Source organism: Burkholderia sp. Tr-20355, from assembly GCF_017104685.1.
Classification (GTDB): domain Bacteria; phylum Pseudomonadota; class Gammaproteobacteria; order Burkholderiales; family Burkholderiaceae; genus Burkholderia; species Burkholderia seminalis.
In genome coordinates, this window is the sequence record NZ_JAAGPK010000062.1 from 1 (window position 1) to 24,758 (window position 24,758).

Sequence of the window (24,758 nt, forward strand, 5' to 3'; positions counted from 1 at the left end):
TCTCACCTGACCTTAACCCTCTTCCCCTACCCGACGCGCTTCCGATCTGGCTGCGCGGGGCTCGCGACGCTCGCGTATGCGGTCGGCGCGGCCGCGCGGCATGTCGTCGCGCCCGACGACATGCTGGCCCGCGTGTCGCCCGACGCGGGCGTCTGGCTGCTGCTGTTCGCGTGGGCCGTGCTCGTCGCCGACGCGCTCGCACGACTCGCGTTCGGCCCGTGGCGGCGCCTCGTCGCGCTCGTCGTCGCGATAGCGGCGATTTCGGTGCCGCTCGCCAGCGGCTGGTGGGACAGCCTCTCGGTGATGCGCGAATACGCGGTGCGCAGCGACGATTTCTGGCGCGAGGCGATCCGTCACGTATCGCTCGCGGGCGGCTCGGTGGCCGCCGCGCTCGTCGCGGGCCTGCCGCTGGGCATCGCATGCGCGCGCGTCGCGTCCGTGCGGACCCTCGCCATGCCCGTGCTCAACGTCGTGCAGACGATCCCCAGCATCGCGATGTACGGGCTGATGATGGCCCCGCTCGGCCTGCTCGCCGCGCACGTGCCACTCGCGGCCGCGCTCGGCATCCGCGGGATCGGCGTCGCGCCGGCCGTGCTCGCGCTGTTCCTCTATTCGCTGCTGCCGATCGCCTCGAGCGTCGTGGTCGGGCTCGGGCAGGTGCCGCCGCACGTAACCGAAGCGGCACGCGCGATGGGCATGACGCGCGCGCAGCGGCTGCTGCGCGTCGATCTCGTGCTCGCGCTGCCGGTGATCCTGAGCGGCGTGCGCATCGTGCTCGTGCAGAACATCGGCCTGACCGCGGTGGCCGCGCTGATCGGCGGCGGCGGGTTCGGCACCTTCATCTTCCAGGGGATCGGGCAATCGGCCGCCGATCTCGTGCTGCTCGGCGCGATCCCGACGATCGCGCTCGCACTGGCGGCCGCCGTCGTGTTCGAAGCCGCGACATCGCTCGCGAAGGGGCGTGCAGGATGATCGAGATCGAACGGGTCGGCAAACGCTTCGGCGACGTGATCGCCGTCGACGACGTGTCGCTGACGATGCAGCGCGGCACGATCACCGCGCTCGTCGGTGCGTCGGGCAGCGGCAAGTCGACGCTCCTGCGCATGATCAATCGGCTGATCGCGCCGACCACCGGCACGATCCGCATCGATGGCGTCGATACGGCGACCGTCGCGCCCGAGCAACTGCGGCGCGGCATCGGCTACGCGATCCAGGGGCATGGGCTGTTTCCGCACTGGAGCGTCGCGCGCAACATCGCGACCGTGCCGCGCCTGCTCGGCTGGCCACCCGGGCGCATCGACGCGCGCGTGAACGAACTGCTCGACCTGTTCCATCTCGCGCCGGCCGAATTCGCCGGCAAGCTGCCGCATGAACTGTCGGGCGGCCAGCAACAGCGCGTCGGCGTCGCGCGCGCGCTCGCGGCCGAGCCCGCGATGCTGCTGATGGACGAACCGTTCGGCGCGCTCGACCCGATCATTCGCGGCAAGGCGCAGGACGACCTGTTCGCGCTGCAGCGCCGCCTCGGCATCACGGTCGTGATCGTCACGCACGACATCGAGGAAGCGCTGAAGCTCGGCGATACGATCGCGGTGATGGACGGCGGCAGGCTGCTGCAGGTCGCGCCGCCGGCCGAGATTCTCGGCAAGCCGGCGGCCGGTGTCGTCGAGCAGCTCGTCGCGGGGGTCGACCGGCCGCTGCGCCTGCTCGCGCTGACGCCGATCGATACGGTGGCCGAACCCGGCCACGCCGACGGCGAGCCGATCGCCGCGACGCGCACGCTGCGCGATGCGGTGTCCGAGCTGCTGTGGCGCGGCGTCGACGCGCTGCCTGTCGACGACGGCGGCGAGCGCAATGCGCGCCGCATCACGCTCGATGCGATCCGCGCGCATGCGAGGAAGCCCGCATGACGGCGCATGGCAGCGTGCGGCCGACGCGTTCGGCGCTTCCCGCGTACGTCGCCCGCGCGGCCGCGCTCGCGCTGCTGCTCGTGCTGCTGTTGCGCCCCGCGTGGCTGCAGGGGGTATTCGCGCCGTTCGCGGACAACGGCGCGCCGGTCATCTACGATCGCGCGAGCCTGCTCGATCTCACGCTCGCGCATCTCGGCACGGTCGCGCTGTCGAGCCTGATCGGCACGATCGTCGCGGTCGCGGCCGGCATCGCGGTCACGCGGCCGGCCGGCGCGGATTTCCTGCCGGTCGCGCGCAGCGTCGTCGATATCGGCCAGACCTTCCCGCCGGTCGCGGTGCTCGCGCTGGCCGTGCCGGCCGTCGGCTTCGGCCTGAAGCCCGTACTGATCGCGCTCGTGCTGTACGGGCTCCTGCCGATTTTCGAAAGCACGATCGCAGGGCTCGAGGACGTGCCGCGCGACGTCGTCGACGCGGCGCGCGGGATGGGGATGAGCGGCTGGCAGCAACTCGTGTCGGTCGAACTGCCACTCGCGTTTCCGGTGATCGTCAACGGGATCCGGCTCGCGGTCGTGATCAATCTCGGCACCGCGACGATCGGCTCGACGGTCGCCGCGCGCGGGCTCGGCGACGTGATCATCGCGGGCCTGCAGACGTCGAACACCGCGTTCGTGCTGCAAGGTGGCGTGATCGTCGGGCTGCTCGCGGTGCTCGTCAGCGATGCGATCGGGTCGATTGCGCGAGTGGCGAGCGCGCGGCGCGCCTAGAAAACACGGCGACATTTTTCGAAGGAGAAGCCATGGGCGTCCTGGACACCGGCCCGTTTTTTCATGGCACGAAAGCGGATTTGCGGATCGGCGACTTGCTGACGGCGGGCTTCAGATCGAATTATCGGGATGACGTCGTGATGAATCACGTTTATTTCACGGCCCTGCCCAAGGGCGCTGGCCTGGCTGCGGAAATGGCCAAAGGCGACGGCAAGCCGCGGGTCTATATCGTCGAGCCCACCGGGGCATTCGAAAACGACCCGAACGTCACGGACAAGAAATTCCCGGGCAATCCGACGCGCTCGTATCGAAGCACATCGCCTTTGAAGATCGTTGGCGAACTCGATCACTGGGAACCGTACGATCCGGCGTTCATTCAGCAGCTGAGAATCCGCATCGAAACCGGCATCGGCGAGATCATCAACTAGCGGTCATCCGGACTCCGATGCGTGTCCGCGCAACGATCGCCGCGTCGATCGTTGCGAACGTCACAAGCCTACACATCGCTTTCATTCGAGCCGGCGCTCGACCGTCTGGCGCGATTGGCCGATATACTGTGCGCCTCCCATTTCCCCGCACTCGACCATGCGACGACGGTTTTTCTGGCTGATCGTGCTCTCGCTCGGCATTGCGCAACAGGTATCGGCCGAGCAAACGCCCGCTATGCCCGCCTCCGCGCCCGACGTGCTGGCATCGGCGCCGGCTGTCGCCTCCGCGCCGCTCGCGAACGCCAACGATCAGCCGAACGAAGCAAACCGCCGCATCACGTCCTACCTGACGAAGAAATTCGGCGTCGCAAGAGAAAAGGCCGCGAAGCTCGCCGATATCGTGAGCGTCACCGCGACGAAATATTCGCTGCCTCCCGCCCTCGTTTACGCCATCATCTCGATCGAATCGCGCTTCCAGGAAAAGGCGCGCGGCCAGCACGGCGCGACCGGGCTGATGCAGGTCGTGCCGTCCGCGCACCGCGGCATGCTGCGCAACGTGAAGGACCTGACCGAACCGAATGCGAACGTCGAGGCCGGCTCCCGGATTCTCTCCGGCTACGTGAAAGCGGCCGGCGGCAACGTCCAGGCCGGGCTGAAGAGCTACAGCGGCGGATCCAGCGCGTATGCGGCGAAGGTCATGCAACGGGTCGATTCGTTCCGGTTCGTGCTCGAACCCGATGACGATGCGAAAGCCGCGAATACCGCGAACGACGGGAAGGCGCAGATGGTGCCGGTCAGCGATCCGTCCGGCCCTGCGCCCGCCGCGAACCGCAACGCGAAGTAAGCAATGCGCACCCGCGTTCGCGCGTCGACGATCCGACATATTGCGATTCACAGGCCGAACCATCAATTGTTCCGGTATTTCAGGAACACAAGCGCCAATGGGCGGCAACGTCACATTCTTCGCATATTTCAGGAACGATAAACGCGTGCGGCGGCGCATTCGCGCCGCCGCCCCGTGGAGTCTCCGGATCACCTCCCTCGTGCCTTGATCCAGCCCCCTTTGATCAAAGCTGCCCGGCCGCCCCGGTCCACCGCAAGTAATCCCCCCGCGTCCAGTCGAGCGACACGCCGACGCGTTTCGTCCCCGGCCGGATCTTCGGCTTGTACACCGACAGCGTGAGCGACTCCAGCGCCGGCCACTCGCGGAACGACAGCACCGCGATATCGGCGACGAGCGTCTCCAGCAGCCGCGTATGCGGCTTGTGCGACAGGAACGACGCGACACGCGCGCAATAACCGTCGTAATCGATCCACTCGCCCTGCTCGCTCGGCTCGCAGCGATACCCGAGCCGCGCGTCGATCACGATCGGCTGCGGCGCTTCATGCTCGTGCGCATGAATGCCGATCCGCGCGGGCACCTTCAGTTCGTCGACGAACACGCTCCAGCCGCGCCCGCGCAGGCGCGGCGCGTCGATCGCCACGAACGGTTCGTCGAACGGCTTCATGACACGAGCGGCGCCGCGGCGTCGAGCATGATGCGCACGAAATAGTCCGCGAAGCTGCGACGCAAGACGATCTCGAACGTGTCGTCGCCGGTCGGGATCAGCGTGATCGGCGACTTGAAGTAGTGCGACTGCGCGCACTGGCCCGGCTTGAACACGCGCGGATGCAGATCGAGCGGACAGCCGCGCGCGATCACGTCGCGCACGCGCTCGCCGCTGATCTCGACGACCGTATAACCGCTGCCGACATCGACGGCCGCCGCATACGAACCCTGCACGGCTTCCGCGAGCTTCGCCTCGAGCACGCCGGCCGGCACGGGCCCGTTCGAGCGCACGAGCCACTCGTCGGGGCCGAGCCACAGCACGTCGTACTCGGCGCCGCGCGCAACCGTGTTCGGCTCCGCGGGCGGCCGGCAGCCGACCACGCGCTCGAACGCTGCAACGAACGCCGGATCGCTCAACTCGCCGCGCACGTTGACGAGATCGAGGAAGGGCCGCTCGCGCAGCGTGAACTTCTTCGATGCGCGCGCCTGATGCGGCTTGAGCACATCGGCCGCGCCGACGAACGGCGATTCAAGCGTCACGCCGCCCGCGCCCGCCACCTGCGTCTGGTTTCTCGTTTCATTCCACATGCTGGCGCACCCCTTCGGTATCGTAGAAAACCGGGCTCGAGATCGTCGCGGTGATGCGCTTGCCGTTGGCCAGCGGAATCACGACGCTCTCGCCCATCTTGTTCAGGCCGCCCTTCACCACCGCGAGCGCGATCGAGCGCTTCAGGATCGGGCTGTAGTAGCTCGACGTCACGTGACCGATCATCGGCGTCGGATCGACCGCCGACACCTGCGTGTCCTTCGCGATGATCTGCGCGCCTTCCGGCAGCACGAACTGTTCGTCTTCGGTCAGCAGGCCGACGAACTGCTTGCGGCCTTCCTTCGCGGTGTCCGACCGCGCGAGCGAGCGCTTGCCGAGGAAGTCCTTCGACTTCGCGACGACCCCGCCCATCCCGAGGTCGTACGGCGTGATCGACCCGTCGGTGTCCTGGCCGACGATGATGTAGCCCTTCTCCGCGCGCAGCACGTGCATCGTCTCGGTGCCGTACGGCGTGATGTCGAACTCGGCACCGGCCGCCATCAGCGCTTCCCACACCGCGCGGCCCGCGTTCGCCGGCACGTTCACTTCATAGGCCAGCTCGCCCGAGAAGCTGATCCGCATCACGCGCGCCTTCGCGCCCGCGACGGTACCGTTCCGGTAGCTCATGAACGGGAATGCCTCGTTGCCGAAGTCGATGTCCTGGCACACCTTCTGCACGACCTTGCGGCTCTTCGGGCCGACCACCGCGAACGTCGCCCAGTGGTCGGTGACGGACGCGAGCCGCACCTTCATGTCGGGCCATTCGGTCTGCAGCCAGCGCTCGAGCCACGTGAGCACGCGCGCCGCGCCGCCGGTGGTGGTGGTCATCATGAAATGCTGGTCGGCGAGGCGCACGGTCACGCCGTCGTCGAACACCATCCCGTTTTCGTCGAGCATCAGCCCGTAGCGGCACTTGCCCACTTCGAGCTTGTTCCACGGGTTCGTGTACATCCAGTTCAGCAGCTTCACCGCGTCGGGGCCCTGGATGTCGATCTTGCCGAGCGTCGATGCGTCGAGGATGCCGACGCTGTTGCGCACCGCGAGGCATTCGCGCTTCACGGCCGCATGCAGGTCCTCGCCGTTCTTCGGGAAATACCACGGCCGCTTCCAGTTGCCGACGTCCTCGAACAGCGCGCCGTGCTCGACGTGCCATTCGTGCACGCAGGTCTTGCGGATCGGGTCGAGGAAATCGCCCGTTTCGCGCCCCGCGAACGTGCCGAACGACACGGGCGTGTAGTTCGGGCGGAACGTCGTCGTGCCCGTTTCGGGAATCGTCTTGCCGAGCGCGCCCGCGAGGATCGCCATCCCGTTGATGTTGCCGAGCTTGCCCTGGTCGGTGCCGAAGCCCATCGCCGTATAGCGCTTCACGTGCTCGACCGACTCGAAGCCTTCGCGCGCGGCGAGCAGGATGTCGGCGGCCGCCACGTCGTTCTGGAAGTCGACGAACTGCTTCGGCCCGCGTGCGGCTGCCTCGCGGCTGCCGACGAGCCACAGCGGCTGCAGTGCGCCTTCGACGGTTTCCGCGACCTGCGGCGCGACCGGGCGCTGCGCGGCCGTGAAGCCCGCGGCCTTCGCCGCTTCCACGCCCGCATCGACCGCGAGCCGCAATGCGCGCGCCAGCCCGAATTCGCCGGCCGCCGCGCCGATGCTCGCTTCCGCCTGCACGGGCTTGCCCGGCAGGAAGCAGGCCTTCTCGTCGTTCCAGCAAGCCTTGCCGCCCGACTGCGCGAACAGGTGCAGCACCGGGCTGAAGCCGCCCGACATCGCGACCAGGTCGCACGGGATCGTCTGCAGCTTGCCGCCCACCTGGCCGTTCGTGAGGGACGCGACGTCGACCGACGATACGCGCCACTTGCCCGACGCGGCCGTGACGACCGCCCCGCTCATCACCGTCACGCCCTGCCGCTTCGCGGCGGCCGGCAGCGCGCCGTTCGACGACGCGCGCGAATCGACGACCGTCACCTTCGCGCCGCACGCCTTCAGGTCGAGCGCGGTCTGGTATGCGCGGTCGTTGTTCGTGAACACGATCGCGTTGCGGCCCGGCAGCACGCCGAAACGATGCACGTAGGCGGACACCGCGCCCGCCAGCATCACGCCCGGCAGGTCGTTGTTGCCGAACACGATCGGACGCTCGTGCGCGCCGGTCGCGAGGATCACGCGCTTCGCGCGGACCTTCCACAGCAGCTCGCGCGTGCCCTTGCGCATCGACACCGGCAGGTGATCGGTCAGGCGCTGCGTGACCGTCACGAGGTTGTGGTCCTGGTAGCCGAACGCGGTGCTGCGCGACAGGATCGTCACGTCGGGCAGCTTGCGCAGCTCGGCCTCGATTTTCTCGACCCACTGCAGCGCGGGCTTCGCGTCGATCTCCGCGCGGCACGACAGCAGGCTGCCGCCCAATTCGCGCTGGTCGTCGACGAGAATCACGCGCGCGCCGGCCGTCGCGGCCGCATGCGCGGCGGCGAGGCCCGACGGGCCACCGCCGACCACGAGCACGTCGCAGTGCGCGTAGCACTTGTCGTAGCGATCGGCGTCGAGCACGTCGGGCGCCTTGCCGAGGCCGGCCGCTTCACGGATCTTCTCTTCGTATTTCGGCCACATGTTGCGCGGCCACATGAACGTCTTGTAGTAGAAGCCGGCCGGCATGAAGCGCGAGAACTTCTGGTTGATCGCGTACTTGTCGTTCTCGAGCGTCGGCTCGGCGTTCACGCTCGTCGCGACGAGGCCCTGATACAGCTCGATCTCGGTCGCGCGCGCGTTCGGCACGGTATACGGGCCGGACTCCAGTTGCACGACGGCGTTCGGTTCGGCCACGTCCGCCGTCACGATGCCGCGCGGACGGTGGTACTTGAAACTGCGCGCGACGAAGTGCACGCCGTTCGCGAGCAGCGCGGACGCGAGCGTGTCGCCCTGGAAGCCCTGGTACGTGCGGCCGTTGAACGTGAACGTCAACGGAATCGCGCGATTGATGCGGCCACCGGTGCCGAGGCGGTCTTTCTGGCTCATTTGCTCGTGCCCTCTTCGTGTGCGTTGCCGGCAGCGGCGCCGCTGATGGCAGCCCCACCGAATTTTTCGTAGCCCTTGATATCGTAGGTCACCGTGTCGCGCGTGACCTTGAACCAGCGGCGGCAACCCTGCGTGTGCAGCCATTGCTCCTTGTGCAGCCCGCGCTTGTTCTCGCGCATGAACACGTACTCGCCCCATTCGCGGTCGGTCATGTTCTCGTTGTTGACGGGGCGCACGATGTCGGCTTCACCGCCGCACGAGAATTCGGATTCGGCGCGCGGCCCGCACCACGGACATTCGATCAGCAACATGTTGTTTCTCCTCGTTCAGTGCGCGACGGCGGCAGCGCCGTGCTCGTCGATCAGGTGGCCCGTGTAGAAGCGGTCGAGCGCGAACGGCGCGTTCAGCGGATGCGGTTCGTCGCGCGCGATCGTGTGCGCGAACACCCAGCCCGAGCCGGGCGTCGCCTTGAAGCCGCCGGTGCCCCAGCCGCAGTTGAAATAGAGGCCCTTCACGTCGGTCTTGGTGATGATCGGGCACGCGTCCGGCGACACGTCGACGATGCCGCCCCACTGGCGGTTCATCCGCACGCGCGAGAACACCGGGAACATCTCGACGATCGCCTGCAGCGTGCTTTCGATGATGTGGAAGCTGCCGCGCTGGCCGAAGCCCGTGTACTGGTCGATACCCGCGCCGATCACGAGGTCGCCCTTGTCGGACTGGCTGATGTACGCGTGCACCGCGTTCGACATGATCACCGAGTTGACGACCGGCTTGATCGGCTCGGACACCAGCGCCTGCAGCGGGTGGCTTTCGATCGGCAAGCGCACGCCGGCCATGTCGGCGAGCGTCGTCGTGTTGCCGGCCGCGACCACCGCGACCTTCTTCGCCTTGATGAAGCCCTTCACCGTATCGACGCCGACCACCGCGCCGCCCTCGCGGCGAATGCCCGTCACCTGGCAGTTCTGGATGATGTCGACGCCGGCGCGGTCGGCGCCGCGTGCGAAGCCCCACGCCACCGCATCGTGGCGCGCGACGCCCGCACGGCGCTGGATCGATGCGCCGAGCACCGGGTAGCGGCTGTTCAGGTTGATCGTCGGCTCGATTTCCTTGATCTGCGCGGGCGTCAGGAATTCGGCGTCGACGCCGTTCAGCCGGTTCGCATTCACGCGGCGCTCGGTGTCGCGCACGTCCTGCAGCGTGTGGGCCAGGTTCATCACGCCGCGCTGGCTGAACATCACGTTGTAGTTCAGGTCCTGCGACAGCCCTTCCCACAGCTTCATCGCCTTCTCGTACAGCGCGGCCGACTCGTCCCACAGATAGTTCGAGCGCACGATCGTCGTGTTGCGCGCGGTGTTGCCGCCGCCGATCCAGCCCTTCTCGAGGATCGCGACGTTCGTGATGCCGTGTTCCTTCGCGAGGTAGTACGCGGTCGCGAGGCCGTGGCCGCCGCCGCCGACGATCACGACGTCGTATTCCTTCTTCGGTTCCGGGCTCTTCCACTGCTTTTCCCAGTTCTCGTGATACGAGAGACCGTTGCGGAACAGGCTGAATATCGAGTAGCGGCTCATGTTGTGGTCCTTCGTTAGCATTCGATGACGTTCACGGCGAGACCGCCGCGCGACGTTTCCTTGTATTTCGTCTTCATGTCGGCGCCGGTCTCGCGCATCGTCTTGATCACGGAGTCGAGCGACACGTAGTGCTGGCCGTTGCCCTTGAGCGCCATGCGCGATGCGTTCAGCGCCTTGATCGCGCCCATCGCGTTGCGCTCGATGCACGGGATCTGCACGAGCCCGCCCACCGGATCGCAGGTCATGCCGAGGTTGTGCTCCATGCCGATCTCGGCCGCGTTCTCGACCTGGTCGGGCGTACCGCCCATCACGGCGGCGAGCGCGGCGGCGGCCATCGAGCAGGCGACGCCCACTTCGCCCTGGCACCCGACTTCCGCGCCGGAAATCGACGCGGTTTCCTTGTAGATGATCCCGATCGCCGCGGCCGTCAGCAGGAATTCGACGATGCCGGCTTCGTTCGAGCCCGGCACGAATTTCACGTAGTAGTGCAGTACCGCGGGGATCACGCCGGCCGCGCCGTTGGTCGGCGCGGTGACCACGCGGCCGCCGGCCGCGTTCTCTTCGTTCACGGCCATCGCATACAGGTTGACCCAGTCGAGCATCGACAGCGGGTCGCGCAGCGACTCTTCCGAACGCGCCCGCAGGCGGCCGTTCAGCTCGGCCGCGCGGCGCTTCACGCGCATCGGGCCCGGCAGGTCGCCCTCGACCTTGCAGCCGCGCTCGACGCAGGCGGCCATCGTGCGCCAGATCGCGAGCAGCCCGGCGCGCACTTCGTCGGCGGGGCGCAGCGCGCATTCGTTGCGCATCATCAGCTCGGCGATCGACAGGCCGTGCTCGCGGCACTGGCGCATCAGGTCGTCGCCGGTGCGGAACGGGTACGGCACCTCGACCGCCGCGCGCACGCCGTTCACGCGATCGCCGTCGCGGTTCACGACGAAGCCGCCGCCGACCGAGTAATACTCTTTCTCGACGAGCAGCTGGCCGTGCTCGTCGAACGCCTGGAAGCGCATCCCATTCGGGTGCACGATGCTCGTGCCGCTCATCAGCTTGCGATAGAAGCCGATGTGCTCCTTTTCGTCGAAGCGCACCGTCTGCCTGCCGAGCAGCGACAGCGTCTTCTCCGCGCGGATCACGGCGAGGCGCGGCTCGATCAGGTCGGGATCGATCGTGTCGGGCAGGTGGCCCTCGAGGCCGAGCAGCACGGCCTTGTCGGTGCCGTGGCCCTTGCCGGTCGCGCCGAGCGAGCCGTACAGCTCGACCCGCACGCGGCGCACGAAGCCGAGCAGGTTCGCGTCCTCGACGTGCGACGCGAAGCGGCACGCGGCGATCATCGGGCCGACCGTATGCGAACTGGACGGGCCGATGCCGATCTTGAACAGGTCGAACGCGCTGACGTTCATCTGGCTTCCTCTGGATGGGCGGTCGTGAAATGTCGTTGGGCCTCAGTACATCAAAGCGTAAAATCGGCCGATAGAACAAAAACGGCATCGGCGTGGGATACCGCCGCCAAGCGCCGCGCCGGCTACCCCGAAAGTGCGTTTTGGCGATGGTTGGCGACGAAAAACCACAAGTCCGGCCGCGGCCGATCGGCGACGCTGGCTGCATCCGCGTCGCCTCCGGCAGCCGCAACCCGCAAACAGTGTGAAACGAGTGAGACCGCCCGCCCGGCGTGACGAGATTGGCCGCGATGACCCCCGACGTACCCGCTTCCCCCCTCGCAGAACCCGCGCCGCGGCGCATCCGCTTCGGCATCGTGCTGCTGCCGAACTTCACGCTGACGGCCTTCTCGGGCTTCGTCGACATGCTGCGTCTGTCGGCCGACGACGGCGACTACAGCAAGCCCGTGCGCTGCGCGTGGAGCGTGATCGGCGAGACGCTCGCGCCGGTGCGCGCGAGCTGCGGGATCCAGATCACGCCGTGGGAGACGTTCGACGCGGCCGAGCCGTTCGATTACGTGGTGGTGGTCGGCGGGCTGCTGCATTCGGGGCCGCAGGCCGGCCCTGAAACGCTCGACTTCATCCGCCGCGCGGCGGCCGGCGGCGCGACGGTCGTCGGCATCTGCACCGGTGTGTTCACGCTGATGCGCGCCGGCGTGCTCGACGGCTACCGGACCTGCGTGAGCTGGTTCCATTACTGGGATTTCATCGAGCGGTTCCCCGCGGCCGATCCCGACCTGCTGATCGCGGACCGCCTGTTCGTGATCGACCGGCGCCGGATCACCTGTTCGGGCGGCCGCGCGTCGATCGATGTCGCGGCGGCGATCCTGCTGCGCCATTTCGATCACGCCACCGTGCAGAAGGCGCTGCGCATCCTGCTCGTCGGCGAGATGCAGAAAGGCAACGCGCCGCAGCCGCACCCGCCGGGCCTCGAACCGGCGACGCACCCGAAGGTCAAGCGCGCGATTCTCCTGATGGAACAACACGTGGGACGCGCACTGCCGCTCGAGGAACTCGCGTGCAAGCTCGACCTGTCGACACGGCAGCTCGAGCGGCTGTTCAAGGCCGAGACCGGCAAAAGCCCGCAGGCGTTCGCGAAGCAGGTGCGGCTGCGCACCGCCGCGTGGCTGCTGACGAGTTCGGACCGCACGGTCGCCGATATCGCGTCGAGCTGCGGATTCGCCGACGCATCGCACCTCGGGCGCGAATTCCGCAAGCAGTTCGGCGTGCCGCCGGCGGCCTATCGCGAGCGCGGCGGCGAAGGGGTCGAAGCCGGCGAGCTGGCTGCGGCCGATCCGGTCGAAGACGTCGCCGACTGACGGCGACGCACACCGCCCCTCTTTCCAATCGACCACGCAACCCCACACGTTCGGGTCGGTTTAGACGGTGTTGGAACCGGTTTCAGTCAACTTAGCCGAAGTTGGCCGCCCAAAATCGAGGGTTATCCCGGATGCTGATACTCACTCAAATTTGTATGATGACCACATCACCTTACAAACCAGAGCGTCATGTTCGAGAAAATTCCCGCCCGTGCGATGAGCGACCACGTCGCGCAGCAACTGCTCAAGCAGATCGAAGTCGGCAGTTTCTCGGCCACCGGCAAGCTGCCGACGGAAGCCGTGCTCGCGCAGGAGTTCGGCGTGAGCCGCACGGTGATCCGCGAGGCGATTTCGCGGCTGAAGAACGAAGGCGTGGTCGAGCCGCGCCAGGGCAGCGGCGTGTTCGTGAACCAGCACGGCGCGATCCGGCCGCTGCGGATCGACTACGCGGAAGCGGTCGAAGCCACGTCGCTGCCGCACCTGCTCGCGGTGCGCCGCGCGATCGAGGCCGAAGTCGCGGCCGAAGCGGCGCTGCGCCACAGCGATGAAGACATGGCCGACATCGACGACGCGCTGCGCAAGATCGACGATGCGGTAGCCGTTGGTCGCGACGGCGTCGCGGAAGACGTCGCGTTCCACCGCACGATCGCGGCCGTCACCGGCAACCCGTATTTCCTGAAGACGCTGCAGTTCCTGAACCAGTACCTCGAAGCCGGCGTGAAGGTCACGCGGCGCAACGAAGCGACGCGCGAGGACTTCTCGCGCCAGGTGCGCGACGAGCATGCGGCGATTGCCGACGCGATCCGCGCACGCGACCCGATGGCCGCGCGCAACGCGGCGCGCACGCACATGTACAACGCCGCCCGCCGTCTCGCGGAAGCCGGCATCTGCTGAAGCCGGCGGCCGCTGCCCGCACGGGCGCCGCCGCCGTCACGAACCTCTCCCGAATCGATCAAGGTTGACCATGTCACGAAATGTTGGAGTCATCGGCCTCGGCGCGATGGGCCTCGGCGTCGCACGCTCGCTGCTGCGCGCCGGCCTGCGCGTGCATGCATGCGACGTGCGCGACACCGTGCTGCAGGCGTTCGCCGCCGAAGGCGGCGTGGCCTGCGCGACGCCGGCCGAACTCGGCGCGCAGTGCGACGTCGTCGTCACGCTCGTCGTCAATGCCGCGCAAACGGAAACGGTGCTGTTCGGCGAACACGGCGCGGTCGCGGCGATGAAGCCGGGCGGCGTCGTGATCGCGAGCGCGACCGTCGCGCCCGAGTTCGCCGTCGCGCTCGGCGCACGCATCGAGGCCGCCGGCCTGCAGATGCTCGACGCGCCCGTGTCGGGCGGCGCCGCACGCGCGGCCTCCGGCGAAATGACGATGATGACGTCGGGCCCGGCCGCCGCGTACGCGGCCTGCGAAGACGTGCTGGCCGCGATCGCCGGCAAGGTCTACCGCCTCGGCGACGCGCACGGCATCGGCTCGAAAGTGAAGATCATCAACCAGCTGCTGGCCGGCGTGCACATCGCGGCGGCGGCCGAGGCGATGGCGCTCGGCCTGCGCGAAGGCGTGGACGCCGACGCGCTGTACGACGTGATCACGCACAGCGCCGGCAATTCATGGATGTTCGAGAACCGCGTGCCGCACATCCTGAACGGCGACTACACGCCGCTGTCGGCCGTCGACATCTTCGTGAAGGATCTCGGCCTCGTGCTCGATACGGCGCGCCGCAGCAAGTTCCCGCTGCCGCTGTCGGCCACCGCGCACCAGATGTTCATGAGCGCGTCGAGCGCCGGCCACGGCGGCGAGGACGATTCCGCCGTGATCAAGACCTTCCCCGGCATCACGCTGCCGCCCGCCCGCTGATTCGAACGACGTTCCTGCCATGACCGCTTCCGCTTCCCGTCCCCTGCTCGGCTGCATCGCCGACGATTTCACCGGCGCGACCGATCTCGCGAACATGCTCGTCAAGAGCGGCATGCGCACCGTGCAGACGATCGGCGTGCCCGCCGGCGGTGCCACGCTCGACGCCGATGCGATCGTCGTCGCGCTGAAGTCGCGCACGATCCCCGCGGCCGACGCCGTCGCGCAATCGCTCGACGCGTACGCGTGGCTGCGCGCGCAGGGCTGCCGCCAGTTTTTCTTCAAGTACTGCTCGACGTTCGACTCGACCGACACGGGCAACATCGGGCCGGTGGCCGACGCGCTGCTCGACGCGGCCGGCGGCGGCTTCACGATCGCGTGCCCGGCGTTCCCCGAGAACGGCCGCACGATCTACCGCGGTCACCTGTTCGTCGGCGACGTGCTGCTGAACGAATCGGGGATGGAGAACCACCCGCTCACGCCGATGAAGGACGCGAACCTCGTGCGCGTGCTGCAGCGGCAGACGAAGTCGGCGGTCGGCCTGATCCGCTACGACACGATCGCGCTCGGCGCGGCCGCCGTGCGCACGCGGATCGAGCAATTGCGCGCGGAAGGCGCCCGCTTCGCGATCGCCGACGCGCTGTCGGACCGCGACCTCTACGTGCTCGGCGAAGCGTGCGCGGACCTGCCGCTCGTTACCGGCGGCTCGGGCATCGCGCTCGGCCTGCCGGCGAATTTCCGCCGCGCGGAGCAATTGCCCGAGCGCGACAACGCGGCGTCGCTGCCGCGTCTCGACGGGCTGTCGGCCGTGCTCGCCGGCAGCGCGTCGAAAGCCACCCACGCGCAGGTCGCCGCGTGGCGCGCGACGCGGCCGAGCTTCCGCATCGATCCGCTCGCGGCGGCGCGCGGCGAGCCCGTCGTCGACCAGGCGCTCGCCTTTGCACGCTCGCACCTGCCGCAACCCGTGCTGATCTACGCAACGGCGACGCCCGACGAAGTGAAGGCCGTGCAGCAGGCACTCGGCGTCGAGGCCGCCGGCCATCTCGTCGAAAGCACGCTCGCGGCGATCGCACGCGGCCTGCGCGCGCTCGGCGTGCGCAAGTTCGTCGTTGCCGGCGGCGAAACGTCCGGCGCGGTCGTGCAGGCGCTCGACGTGAAATCGCTGCAGATCGGCGCGCAGATCGATCCGGGCGTGCCGGCCACCGCCACCATCGACGCCGAGCCGCTCGGCCTCGCGCTGAAATCCGGCAACTTCGGCACGACGGACTTTTTCGACAAGGCGCTGCGCGCGCTGGATGGAGCCGCACGATGAGCGACGAAGCGAAACTGCGCGAAGAGATCTGCGTGGTCGGTGCGAGCCTGTATGCGCGCGGCCATGCGGTCGGCAGCGCCGGCAACATCAGCGCGCGCCTGCCCGACGGCTGGCTGATCACGCCGACCGACGCCTGCCTCGGCCGGCTCGACCCGAACGACATCGCGAAGGTCGGCCCGGACGGCCAGCCCGTCTCGGGCGGCACGCCGTCGAAGACGCTCGCGCTGCATCGCGGCATCTACGCGCGCAACGCGGCAGCGAACGGCGTCGTCCACACGCATTCGACGCACCTCGTCGCCCTGACGCTCGCGGGCGTGTGGAGCGACACCGACGTGCTGCCGCCGATCACGCCGTACTACGTGATGAAGGTCGGCCACGTTCCGCTGATCCGCTACCGCCGCCCCGGCGACCCGGCCGTCGCGGCCGAGGTCGCGGCGCTGGCCGACCAAGTGCGCGGCGTGCTGCTCGACCGCCTCGGCCCCGTGATGTGGGGGCCGTCGGTATCGCAAGCGTCGTACGCGCTCGAGGAGCTCGAGGAAACGGCGCGGCTGTGGCTGATGACGAACCCGAAGCCCGAGCCGCTGTCCGACGCGGCGCTCGACGCGTTGCGCCGGAGCTTCGGCGCACGCTGGTAACGCCGCGCACCGCGCGCGTCACGCACCGATTCCCATGCCCGCCGTGTGCGCGGGCCTTTCCGTCAGCACACACACACGATCCGGCGGCGTACGCGCCGCCGGCACACGATATTCAAGGAGACGACGATGACTGCTCTCGACGCGGCCGCAAGCCGCTCGCCCGCCGCGCCCGCCCAGGCGGCCGAACTCGACCGCACCTACAAGAAAGTGTTCTGGCGCATCGTGCCGTTCCTGATGCTCTGCTACGTGGTCGCGTATCTCGACCGCGTGAACGTCGGCTTCGCCAAGCTGCAGATGTCGCAGGATCTCGCGTTCAGCGAAACCGTGTTCGGGCTCGGCGCGGGCATCTTCTTCCTCGGCTACTTCCTGTTCGAGCTGCCGAGCAACCTGCTGATGCACCGCATCGGCGCGCGCATCTGGATCGCGCGGATCATGATCACGTGGGGCCTGCTGTCCGCGCTGTTCGCGTTCGTGAAGACGCCGACGCAGTTCTACGTGCTGCGCTTCCTGCTCGGCCTCGCGGAAGCCGGCTTCTATCCGGGCGTGATCCTGTACCTCACGTACTGGTTCCCGTCGCACCGGCGCGCGAAGATCATCGCGGTGTTCATGTCCGCGATTCCCGTGTCGGGCATCTTCGGCAACCCGCTGTCGGGCTGGATCATGGAGCGCTTCCACGGCGGCTCGGGCTTCCACGGCTGGCAATGGATGTTCATGATCGAAGCCGTGCCGGCCGTGCTCGTCGGCATCGCGACGGTCCTGTATCTCGACAACAGCATCCGCGGCGCGAAGTGGCTCGACGAGCGCGAGAAGCAGCTCCTCGAGGACGAAATCGCCGCGCAGCCGCAGGAACGGCAGCAGCACGGCCATTCGCTGAAGGCCGTGTTCTCGGACCCGCGCATGTGGTGGATGTCGCTGATCTATTTCGCGTTCGTCACGGGCCAGTACGGCCTCACGTTCTGGATGCCGACGCTCGTGAAATCGACCGGCATCACCGACACGCTGCAGATCGGCCTGCTGTCCGCGATTCCATTCGTCGTCGCGATCGTCGTGATGAACCTGTTCGGCCACAGCGCGGACAAGCGCCGCGAACGCCGCTGGCACCTGATCGTGCCGGCGCTGATGGGCGCGGTCGGGTTTGCGGTCGCCGCGTCGTACTCGCACAATACGGCGGTGTCGATCGTGTTCCTGTCGCTCGCGGCAGGCGGCGTGCTGACCTGCGCGCCGCTGTTCTGGTCGCTGCCGACCGCGTTCCTCGCGGGCTCCGCGGCCGCGGCCGGGATCGCGATCATCAACTCGGTCGGCAACCTCGCCGGGTTCGCGAGCCCGTACGTCATCGGCTACCTGAAGGACGTCACGCACAGCACGTCGTCCGGCATGTACGTGCTGGCCGCGATGCTCGTGATCGGCGCGCTCGCCGTGTGGCTCACGCCCGCGAAACTCGTGAACCGCTGATCCGGCTGCCTTCATTCGACGCGGGGCGCATGGCGCCCCGCCCCAATCATTCACAGGACCCGCTGCCATGCCACGCTTCGCCGCCAACCTCTCGATGATGTACACCGAGCATGCGTTCCTCGAACGCTTCGCCGCTGCCGCGTACGACGGCTTCAAGGCCGTCGAGTACCTGTTCCCGTACGACTTCGCGGCCGAGGACATCCGCGCGCGTCTCGATGCGCACCATCTCGAACAGGCGCTGTTCAACGCGCCGCCGGGCGACTGGGCCGCGGGCGAACGCGGCATCGCGTCGCTGCCGGGCCGCGAGGACGAGTTCCGGCGCGGCATCGACCAGGCGCTCGACTATGCGCGCGTGCTCGGCAACAAGAAACTGCACGTGATGGCCGGCATGGTCGCGCCGGGCGCCGACCGCGCGCGCCATCGCGACACCTACCTCGCGAACCTGCGCCATGCGGCGCAAGCCGCCGCCGCACACGGCATCACGGTCCTGATCGAGCCGATCAACCAGCGCGACATGCCCGGCTATTTCCTGAGCCGCCAGGACGACGCGCAGGCGATCCGCGCGGAAATCGGCGCGCCGAACCTGAAGGTGCAGTTCGACTGCTACCACTGCCAGATCGTCGAAGGCGATCTCGCGATGAAGCTCAAGCGCGATTTCGCGGGCATCGGCCACATCCAGATCGCCGGCGTGCCCGAGCGCCACGAGCCGGATGTCGGCGAACTCAACTACCCGTACCTGTTCGCGCTGATCGACGCGCTCGGCTACGACGGCTGGATCGGCTGCGAATACCGCCCGAAGGCCGGCACGTCGGAAGGCCTCGGCTGGCTCAGGCCGTACCTGTAATTCACGCATTCCTCAGAGGGCAACGAACATGAAAGTACTGATCACCGGCGGTGCCGGCTTTCTCGGCCAGCGTCTCGCGCGCAAGCTGCTCGAGCGCGGCGAGCTGACCGGCCCGGACGGCCGGACCGGCAAGATCGACGAGCTGGTGCTGCTCGACGTCGTCAAGGGCAGCGATTTCGGCGACGCGCGCGTGACGTCGATCGTCGGCGACATCGCGGATCGCGCCGTGCTCGAAAGCGCGATCGACGCGCGGACGGGCGCGATCTTCCACCTCGCGGCGATCGTCAGCGGGCAGGCCGAAGCCGATTTCGATCTCGGCATGCGGATCAACCTCGACGCATCGCGCGCGCTGCTCGAAGTGTGCCGCGCACGCGGCCACCGGCCGCGCGTCGTGTTCACGAGCTCCGTCGCGGTGTATGGCGGCACGCTGCCCGACGTCGTGCAGGACGATACCGCGCTGAACCCGCAATCGTCGTACGGCGCCGAGAAGGCGATCGCCGAGCTGCTGCTGTGCGACTACGCGCGGCGCGGCTTCGTCGACGGCCGCGTGCTGCGGCTGCCGACCATCAGCGTGCGGCCGGGCCGGCCGAACGCCGCCGCGTCGTCGTTCGCGAGCGGCATCATCCGCGAACCGCTGAACGGCGAGGAAAGCGTCTGCCCGGTGCCCGGCTCGACGCGGCTGTGGCTGCTGTCGCCGCGCGGCGCGATCGACGCGCTCGTCGCCGGTTGCGAGCTCGACGGCGCGACGCTCGGCAACAAGCGCGTGATCAACCTGCCGGGCCTGTCGGTCTCGGTCGACGAAATGATCGAAGCGCTGCGCGAGGTCGCGGGCAACGAGGTCGTGAAACTGATCCGTCATGCGCCCGACGAACGCATCGAGAAGATCGTCGGCAGTTGGCCGGGCCGCTGGGACACGTCGCGCGCGGAAGCGCTCGGGTTGAAGGGCGATACGTCGTTCGCCGACGTGATCCGCGGTCATATCGCCGACGCGCAGCGCTGACTCGCGCGTCGCGCCTCATGCGGCCGGGTCAGCGCGGCCGGGCGGATTCTCCGGCGGGCAACGACGCGGGTGTCGTGCCGCCCGGCCGGTTCGACGAACCGGCCGCCCATTGCCACGCCAGCAGGCCCGGCAGATAGAACAGCAAGTCGCGCACGCGGCGGGCGCCGGCCAGCGCCAGGCAGGTCGGCGGGTCGAACCCGAGCAGCCCGCCGATCAACACGAACCCGCCCTCCTGCACCCCCAGGCCGCCCGGCATCAGGAACGCGATGCTGCTCACCAGCTGGATCAGCGCCTCGATCGCGAGCGCCTGCGCAAACGTCGGATCGGCGCCGAGGAAATACAGCGCCAGCCAGATTTCCAGCGCGTAACCCGCGAACTGCAGCGTCTGCCAGATCGCCAGGTAGCGCACGACGACGCCCGTCTTTCTCCAGATCAACCGGATCGACTGATCGGTCCGCGCCGATTCGCCGACCAGCGCCACCACCTTGCCGCTCGTGACACGGTTGAGTACGCGCATCGCGCGCTCGAACGGCCGCGCATGCTGCACCAGCGCGAACAGCAGCAGCACCGGCACCAGCGCGGCCATCCCGATCGCGAGGTGCGCGGCCACCCGCGCGGCATCGGACGACACGCGTTCGAGCACGTAGCCGATCGCGACCAGCGCGAAGACCAGCTGACTGATCAGCGTCAGCTGCATGTCGGCGACGAGGCTCGCCACGACGGTCGCCGGACGCACGCCGGCCTGCCGCAGCAGGCCGAACGACACGATCTCGCCGCCGATGCGCGCGACCGGCAGCAACCCGTTGACCGATTCGCGGATCCACACGAGCTTCAGCATCGTCACGAACGACGGCCGGCGCGGGCCGCGGATCAGCATCCGCCAGTCCCACGCATTCGCGAGCATCGGCAGGATGTGCGCGAGCGCGGCGACCAGCAGCCCCGCGCCGGCGATCCGCAGGCGATGCAGGATATCGAGCGGATGTTCGCGCCAGATCAGCCACACCGCGAGCGCCAGCCCGCCGAGCGCGGCCGCGCGCCCCGCCTGCCGCAGCCGGGCGTCGCCGCGCGCGGCGCCCGGTTCCGCACGGGCGGCGTCGGTGTTGGTGCCGGTGGTCACGATTCAGCGGCCGGCGACAGCAGGCCTTCCCGGTCGACGTGAAAGCGCGTGCCACGCCACACGACATGCGACGAAAAGAAGCTCGATACGAACACGACGAACTGGAGCAGATCGACGAACGGCAGCTGGAACGCGCCGCGCAGGCCCGCGCCGGTCGCGCGGCTCGTCTTCACCATCAGCAGCACCCGCGCGGCGAGTGCCGCGATCGTCAGCGCGCATGCGGCGGCCGCGCCGCCCGAGAACAGCAGCGCCAGCAGCGCGAGCGGCAGCGGGTGCATCAGCACCGACCCCGCATGACCGAGCCGGTCGGCCGCGCGAATCGTGCAGCTCCAGCGCAACTCGTGTGCGTACAACCGCGCGAACGTCTCCTCGACACACGCGTGCCCGACGACGAACGGCGGAATGACGACCTGCGCGCCCGCCTGCCGCACGGCCTCGCCGAGTGCGTGATCTTCCGCCAGGTGATGCGCGAAACGCGCCAGCCCGCCGATGCGTTCGAGCGTCTCGCGCGTGATCGCAATCGTCTGCCCGAAGCACGGCCGCGCGCGCCCGATGACGAGCCCGGTGATCACGCCCGGCAGGAAATGGTAGTTCGTCATCGCGACGGCGACGCCGGGCCAGAAGCCCGGCGACGCGACGCCGCGATACACGCTCGTCACGATGCCGACATCCGGCTGCTGTAGCGCGCCGACGACGGCGCGCAGATAATCGCGCTCGACCACCACGTCGCTATCGGCGAGACAGAGCACCGCATGCTCCGCATGTTCGAGCATGTTCACGAGATTGGCGATCTTGCGGTTCGGCCCGTACAGCCGCGCATCGGCGACGACCTTGATGTTCGCGTCCGGGTAGCGTGCGCGCAGCGTTTCGACGGCCGCGAGTGCCGCGTCGCCGGCATCGTGCACGCCGAACAGGTGCTGGATGGGCCCCGGATAATTCTGCACGAAGCCGCTTTCGAGATGCTGGACGAGATTCCATTCGTCGCCGTGCAGCGGCTTCGCGACGGTGACGCCCGGATACGCGCGCGGCTCCGCCGCCGCCCGGGAAAAGAACCGGCCGACCAGCACGCTGGCCGTGATCGTATACGCAATGCCCAGCACCACGCCCAGCCCGCAGACGATCGACATTGCCCCGGCCAGCGCGTGCAGCACATGCAGCAGAATCATGCTTCTCCCCAGTGGTGACCCGTACGACCGCGACGCCCGGGAACGGCGGCGCGCACGCGGGCTCACCCGTGCACGCCGCCGTATCGGTTCCCGTTGAGCCGGATATGAAGGACGACCCAGCGACGGTACGCGCAATCAGATGACACAACTACCGTGCGGCGATCGATACCGGTCATGCGCACATCGCCACATGCCAGCGCGGACCTGAACGCCGCGCCGGCAAGCTTGCGAACCGAAAGAATGGCGGCGGCGAGCGCCACGACGATCGAGAGGCGAAACGTCATCGTGGTAAAAAACGCTTCCGGTACGCGCCATGCAAGCAACGAGACCAGCACGAAACACTGGATGAACATGCCGGCCAGTGCGGCGATCAGCAGGTAGGCACGCCATCGCTCGATCGTCGAGGATGCCATCAGGATTGAACCTCCCGTACGGGCGACACGCATCGACCGTAGGTCGATCGAAAGGATCGCGGATTGACGGGCGGGTGCGTCCGGCTCACGCCGCACGCACCCGCCCGGTTCGGGATCTGGGGAAACGGAGAACCGCCCGAGAAATGTCGTGGCCGATGGTAGCGGGATTAACGGCGCCAAACCTTAAGCGTTCTTCAGAATCGCGAGACATTCGCACGGGGTCCGATTACATTCCATTGCACGGCGCGCGTGGTCAGGCTCGTACAATCGCGCATGTCCGTACACGAATCGACCATGCGACTCCTCCTTGTTGAAGACGACGACCTGATCGGCAGCGGCCTCGAGATCAGCCTCAGCCAGGCCGGCTATCACGTCGACTGGTTGCGCGACGGTCATGCCGCCGCCACCGCACTCGCGACGACGCGCTTCGCGCTCGTCGTGCTCGATCTCGGCCTGCCCGGCAAATCGGGAACGGAACTGCTGCGCGCGCTGCGCGAGGCGGGCGAGACGGTCCCCGTGCTGGTGCTGACCGCGCGCGGCACCGTGGCCGACCGCGTGCGCGGCCTCGACGACGGCGCGGACGACTATCTCGCGAAGCCGTTCGAGCTGTCCGAAGTGCTCGCCCGCTGCCGCGCGCTCGTGCGGCGCTCGCAGGGCCGGGCCGGCGATGAAATCGTGTGGCGCGACATCACGATCGACCTGACCGCGCATACGGTGACGCGCGATGCGGCGCGCATCGCGCTCACGTCGCGCGAGTGGGCGATCCTCGTTCAGCTCGTCAGTCACCCGGGCGTTCCGCAGTCGCGCGCGCACCTCGAGGACAGCCTGTACGGCTGGCAGGAAGGCATCGAAAGCAATGCGATCGAGGTTCATGTTTCGAACCTGCGCAAGAAGCTCGGCGCGGAACTGATCCGCACCGTCCGCGGCATCGGCTACGTCGTCGACCTCCGATGATCGCGCGCTCGATACGACGCCGCGTGTCGCTGATGGCGATCGGCTGCGTGACCGTCGTCTGGCTCGTCGCCGTGTTCGGCAGCATCCACTACGCGACGCGCGAGATCGGCGAATGGGAAGACGCCCGTCTCGCCGAATACGCGTCGCTGCTGGTCAATCTCGCGCCGGCCGACCTCGACCGCCTCGCCCGCGTGCCGCCCGACGCACGGGTCGAACTCGCGTTCGGCGCGTCGGCGCACGGCGCCGCCAACGACGGCGATCGCTTGCCGCGCGACGTGCTGTTCGACGTGCGCGACGCGCAAGGCAACGTCGTTGCGTCGAGCCTGCCCGCGACCGCGGCAGCGTTGCCCGATGCGCGCGACCCGCTCGGTGCGCCGCGGACGATCGTCATCGGCGATACGCCGTGGCGCACGTACGCACTGCGCGACAGCACGTCGGGGCGCCGCGTGCGCGTGATGGAGACCGTCAATACGCGCAGCGACCTGGCGACCGGCATCGCGCGCGGCATCGTCCTGCCGTTGATCGTCGCGTTGCCGGTGCTCGCGCTGCTGCTCTGGGTCACGATCGCCCGCAGCCTCGCGCCATTGAAGACCCTGTCCGCGCTGATCGGCGCGCGCGATGCGCGCTCGCTCGAACCGCTCGGCATCGCGACCGTGCCGGACGAAGTGCGCACGCTGGTCGACGCGATCGACCGCCTGATGGCGAGGCTGCGACAATCGATCGTGCGCGAGCGCGCGTTCACGTCCGACGCCGCGCACGAACTGAAGACGCCGCTCGCCGCGATCAAGGTGCAGGCGCAGGTGGCGATCGCGACCGACGATCCGGCGCACAAGCAGCTGGCGATGCAGCGCGTCGTGCAAGGCGTCGACCGCAGCGCGCGGCTCGCCGAGCAGTTGCTGCTGCTTGCCCGGCTCGACGAGTACGAACGCATTCCGACGCGCGCGGTCGTCGTGCGCGAACTCGTCGACGCCGCCATCGACCGCCATCTGGCGAAGGCCGCCGACAAGGACATCGCCATCGCGGCCGGCGGCCTCTCCACGCGCGCAATCGGTGCCGATCCGATCCTGATCGGCATCCTGCTCGACAATCTCGTCGACAACGCCGTCAAGTACGGCCGCCGTGGCGGGCGCATCGACATCGGCGTGTACGACGACGGCGCATGGCAACGCATCGTCGTGCGCGACGACGGGCCCGGTGTCGCGCCCGGCGAGCACGAACGGCTTGGCGACCGTTTCTATCGCGGCAGCGGTGCGCAGTCGCCCGGCAGCGGGCTCGGGCTGTCGATCGTCACCCGCATCGCGCAGTATTTCGGCGGCACCGTGCAGTTCGAGTCCGGCATCGGCGGGCAGGGCCTCGGCGTGGCGATCGCGCTGCCGTCGGCGGATGCGGGCGGATCGACGCCGCGTGCTTAACGTTTCGTTAAGGATTCGACCGTAGAATCCCCCCAAAA

Annotated in this window: 24 protein-coding genes; 15 read left to right on the forward strand and 9 right to left on the reverse strand. The window is 68.4% G+C overall.

Features of this window, described 5'->3' with window-relative positions:
- The 5 genes from G3N62_RS17735 to G3N62_RS17755 all read left to right on the forward strand — a co-directional run.
- The coding region (locus G3N62_RS17735) for an ABC transporter permease (protein WP_206141270.1) at window positions 1-972 on the forward strand (972 nt) is incomplete at its 5' end.
- Window positions 969-1,907, forward strand: a complete 939-nt coding sequence (locus tag G3N62_RS17740) for an ABC transporter ATP-binding protein (RefSeq protein WP_059556932.1) — start codon at window positions 969-971, stop codon at window positions 1,905-1,907. The genes G3N62_RS17735 and G3N62_RS17740, both read left to right, overlap by 4 nt.
- Complete coding sequence (locus G3N62_RS17745; RefSeq protein WP_034186035.1) at window positions 1,904-2,671, forward strand: ABC transporter permease; 768 nt, start codon at window positions 1,904-1,906, stop codon at window positions 2,669-2,671. The genes G3N62_RS17740 and G3N62_RS17745 overlap by 4 nt, the downstream gene beginning before the upstream one ends.
- Window positions 2,672-2,703: 32 nt before the next feature.
- Window positions 2,704-3,099, forward strand: a complete 396-nt coding sequence (gene arr / locus G3N62_RS17750; protein ID WP_049036444.1) for an NAD(+)--rifampin ADP-ribosyltransferase — start codon at window positions 2,704-2,706, stop codon at window positions 3,097-3,099.
- A gap of 157 nt (window positions 3,100-3,256) precedes the next feature.
- Window positions 3,257-3,943, forward strand: coding sequence for a lytic transglycosylase domain-containing protein (locus G3N62_RS17755; protein ID WP_034186033.1), 687 nt, complete (start codon window positions 3,257-3,259; stop codon window positions 3,941-3,943).
- Between the two features lie 223 nt (window positions 3,944-4,166).
- Here G3N62_RS17755 and G3N62_RS17760 read toward each other — a convergent pair whose 3' ends face one another.
- The 6 genes from G3N62_RS17760 to G3N62_RS17785 are packed head-to-tail and all read right to left on the reverse strand — an operon-like array spanning window position 4,167 to window position 11,208.
- On the reverse strand, window positions 4,167-4,607 hold the full coding sequence (locus G3N62_RS17760; protein ID WP_034186032.1) for a dihydroneopterin aldolase: 441 nt from the start codon (window positions 4,605-4,607) through the stop codon (window positions 4,167-4,169).
- Window positions 4,604-5,236: a sarcosine oxidase subunit gamma gene (locus tag G3N62_RS17765; RefSeq protein WP_049036441.1), complete on the reverse strand. Its 633-nt coding sequence runs from the start codon at window positions 5,234-5,236 to the stop codon at window positions 4,604-4,606. The genes G3N62_RS17760 and G3N62_RS17765 overlap by 4 nt, the downstream gene beginning before the upstream one ends.
- Window positions 5,226-8,237, reverse strand: coding sequence for a sarcosine oxidase subunit alpha family protein (locus G3N62_RS17770; RefSeq protein ID WP_124669588.1), 3,012 nt, complete (start codon window positions 8,235-8,237; stop codon window positions 5,226-5,228). The genes G3N62_RS17765 and G3N62_RS17770 overlap by 11 nt, the downstream gene beginning before the upstream one ends.
- Complete coding sequence (locus tag G3N62_RS17775; RefSeq protein ID WP_034186029.1) at window positions 8,234-8,548, reverse strand: sarcosine oxidase subunit delta; 315 nt, start codon at window positions 8,546-8,548, stop codon at window positions 8,234-8,236. The genes G3N62_RS17770 and G3N62_RS17775 overlap by 4 nt, the downstream gene beginning before the upstream one ends.
- 15 nt (window positions 8,549-8,563) lie before the next feature.
- On the reverse strand, window positions 8,564-9,808 hold the full coding sequence (locus tag G3N62_RS17780) for a sarcosine oxidase subunit beta family protein (protein WP_006480591.1): 1,245 nt from the start codon (window positions 9,806-9,808) through the stop codon (window positions 8,564-8,566).
- Between the two features lie 14 nt (window positions 9,809-9,822).
- Complete coding sequence (locus G3N62_RS17785) at window positions 9,823-11,208, reverse strand: L-serine ammonia-lyase (protein WP_034186028.1); 1,386 nt, start codon at window positions 11,206-11,208, stop codon at window positions 9,823-9,825.
- A 287-nt stretch (window positions 11,209-11,495) separates the two neighbouring features.
- On the opposite strand from G3N62_RS17785, the gene G3N62_RS17790 reads away from it, so the two are divergent.
- The 8 genes from G3N62_RS17790 to denD all read left to right on the forward strand — a co-directional run bounded on the left by G3N62_RS17790 (window position 11,496) and on the right by denD (window position 19,658).
- Window positions 11,496-12,563: a GlxA family transcriptional regulator gene (locus G3N62_RS17790; RefSeq protein ID WP_034186204.1), complete on the forward strand. Its 1,068-nt coding sequence runs from the start codon at window positions 11,496-11,498 to the stop codon at window positions 12,561-12,563.
- 189 nt (window positions 12,564-12,752) lie between these two features.
- Window positions 12,753-13,457, forward strand: a complete 705-nt coding sequence (locus G3N62_RS17795; RefSeq protein ID WP_034186027.1) for a FadR/GntR family transcriptional regulator — start codon at window positions 12,753-12,755, stop codon at window positions 13,455-13,457.
- Window positions 13,458-13,527: 70 nt separating this feature from the next.
- Window positions 13,528-14,418, forward strand: a complete 891-nt coding sequence (ltnD, locus tag G3N62_RS17800) for an L-threonate dehydrogenase (RefSeq protein ID WP_049029526.1) — start codon at window positions 13,528-13,530, stop codon at window positions 14,416-14,418.
- A 19-nt stretch (window positions 14,419-14,437) separates the two neighbouring features.
- Window positions 14,438-15,727 carry a 3-oxo-tetronate kinase gene (otnK, locus tag G3N62_RS17805; RefSeq protein WP_124669587.1) on the forward strand — a complete coding sequence of 430 codons (1,290 nt, stop codon included), beginning with the start codon at window positions 14,438-14,440 and terminating at the stop codon, window positions 15,725-15,727.
- Window positions 15,724-16,362, forward strand: a complete 639-nt coding sequence (locus tag G3N62_RS17810) for an aldolase (protein WP_124669586.1) — start codon at window positions 15,724-15,726, stop codon at window positions 16,360-16,362. The genes otnK and G3N62_RS17810 overlap by 4 nt, the downstream gene beginning before the upstream one ends.
- 126 nt (window positions 16,363-16,488) lie before the next feature.
- Window positions 16,489-17,814 (forward strand): MFS transporter, encoded by a 1,326-nt coding sequence (locus G3N62_RS17815; protein ID WP_069705519.1) that lies wholly within the window; start codon window positions 16,489-16,491, stop codon window positions 17,812-17,814.
- A 67-nt stretch (window positions 17,815-17,881) separates the two neighbouring features.
- Window positions 17,882-18,658, forward strand: a complete 777-nt coding sequence (gene otnI, locus G3N62_RS17820; RefSeq protein ID WP_034186022.1) for a 2-oxo-tetronate isomerase — start codon at window positions 17,882-17,884, stop codon at window positions 18,656-18,658.
- A 28-nt stretch (window positions 18,659-18,686) separates the two neighbouring features.
- A complete protein-coding gene (gene denD, locus G3N62_RS17825) occupies window positions 18,687-19,658 on the forward strand; it encodes a D-erythronate dehydrogenase (RefSeq protein ID WP_124607563.1) in 972 nt (323 codons plus the stop codon).
- 28 nt (window positions 19,659-19,686) lie between these two features.
- Here the strand turns inward: denD and G3N62_RS17830 are convergent, their stop codons facing one another.
- From G3N62_RS17830 to G3N62_RS17840, 3 genes are all read right to left on the reverse strand, one after another.
- Window positions 19,687-20,709 carry a lysylphosphatidylglycerol synthase domain-containing protein gene (locus G3N62_RS17830; RefSeq protein ID WP_241013134.1) on the reverse strand — a complete coding sequence of 341 codons (1,023 nt, stop codon included), beginning with the start codon at window positions 20,707-20,709 and terminating at the stop codon, window positions 19,687-19,689.
- Window positions 20,710-20,771: 62 nt separating this feature from the next.
- Complete coding sequence (hpnI, locus tag G3N62_RS17835) at window positions 20,772-21,941, reverse strand: bacteriohopanetetrol glucosamine biosynthesis glycosyltransferase HpnI (protein ID WP_083286538.1); 1,170 nt, start codon at window positions 21,939-21,941, stop codon at window positions 20,772-20,774.
- A 62-nt stretch (window positions 21,942-22,003) separates the two neighbouring features.
- On the reverse strand, window positions 22,004-22,354 hold the full coding sequence (locus G3N62_RS17840) for a hypothetical protein (RefSeq protein ID WP_049029880.1): 351 nt from the start codon (window positions 22,352-22,354) through the stop codon (window positions 22,004-22,006).
- Window positions 22,355-22,648: 294 nt separating this feature from the next.
- On the opposite strand from G3N62_RS17840, the gene G3N62_RS17845 reads away from it, so the two are divergent.
- Together G3N62_RS17845 and G3N62_RS17850 are read left to right on the forward strand one after the other, a co-directional pair.
- Complete coding sequence (locus G3N62_RS17845) at window positions 22,649-23,308, forward strand: response regulator (RefSeq protein ID WP_034186018.1); 660 nt, start codon at window positions 22,649-22,651, stop codon at window positions 23,306-23,308.
- Entirely contained in the window at window positions 23,305-24,720 is a 1,416-nt protein-coding gene (locus G3N62_RS17850; RefSeq protein ID WP_124669584.1) for an ATP-binding protein, read from the forward strand. Before G3N62_RS17845 ends, G3N62_RS17850 begins: the two co-directional genes overlap by 4 nt.
- Window positions 24,721-24,758: the final 38 nt, after the last annotated feature.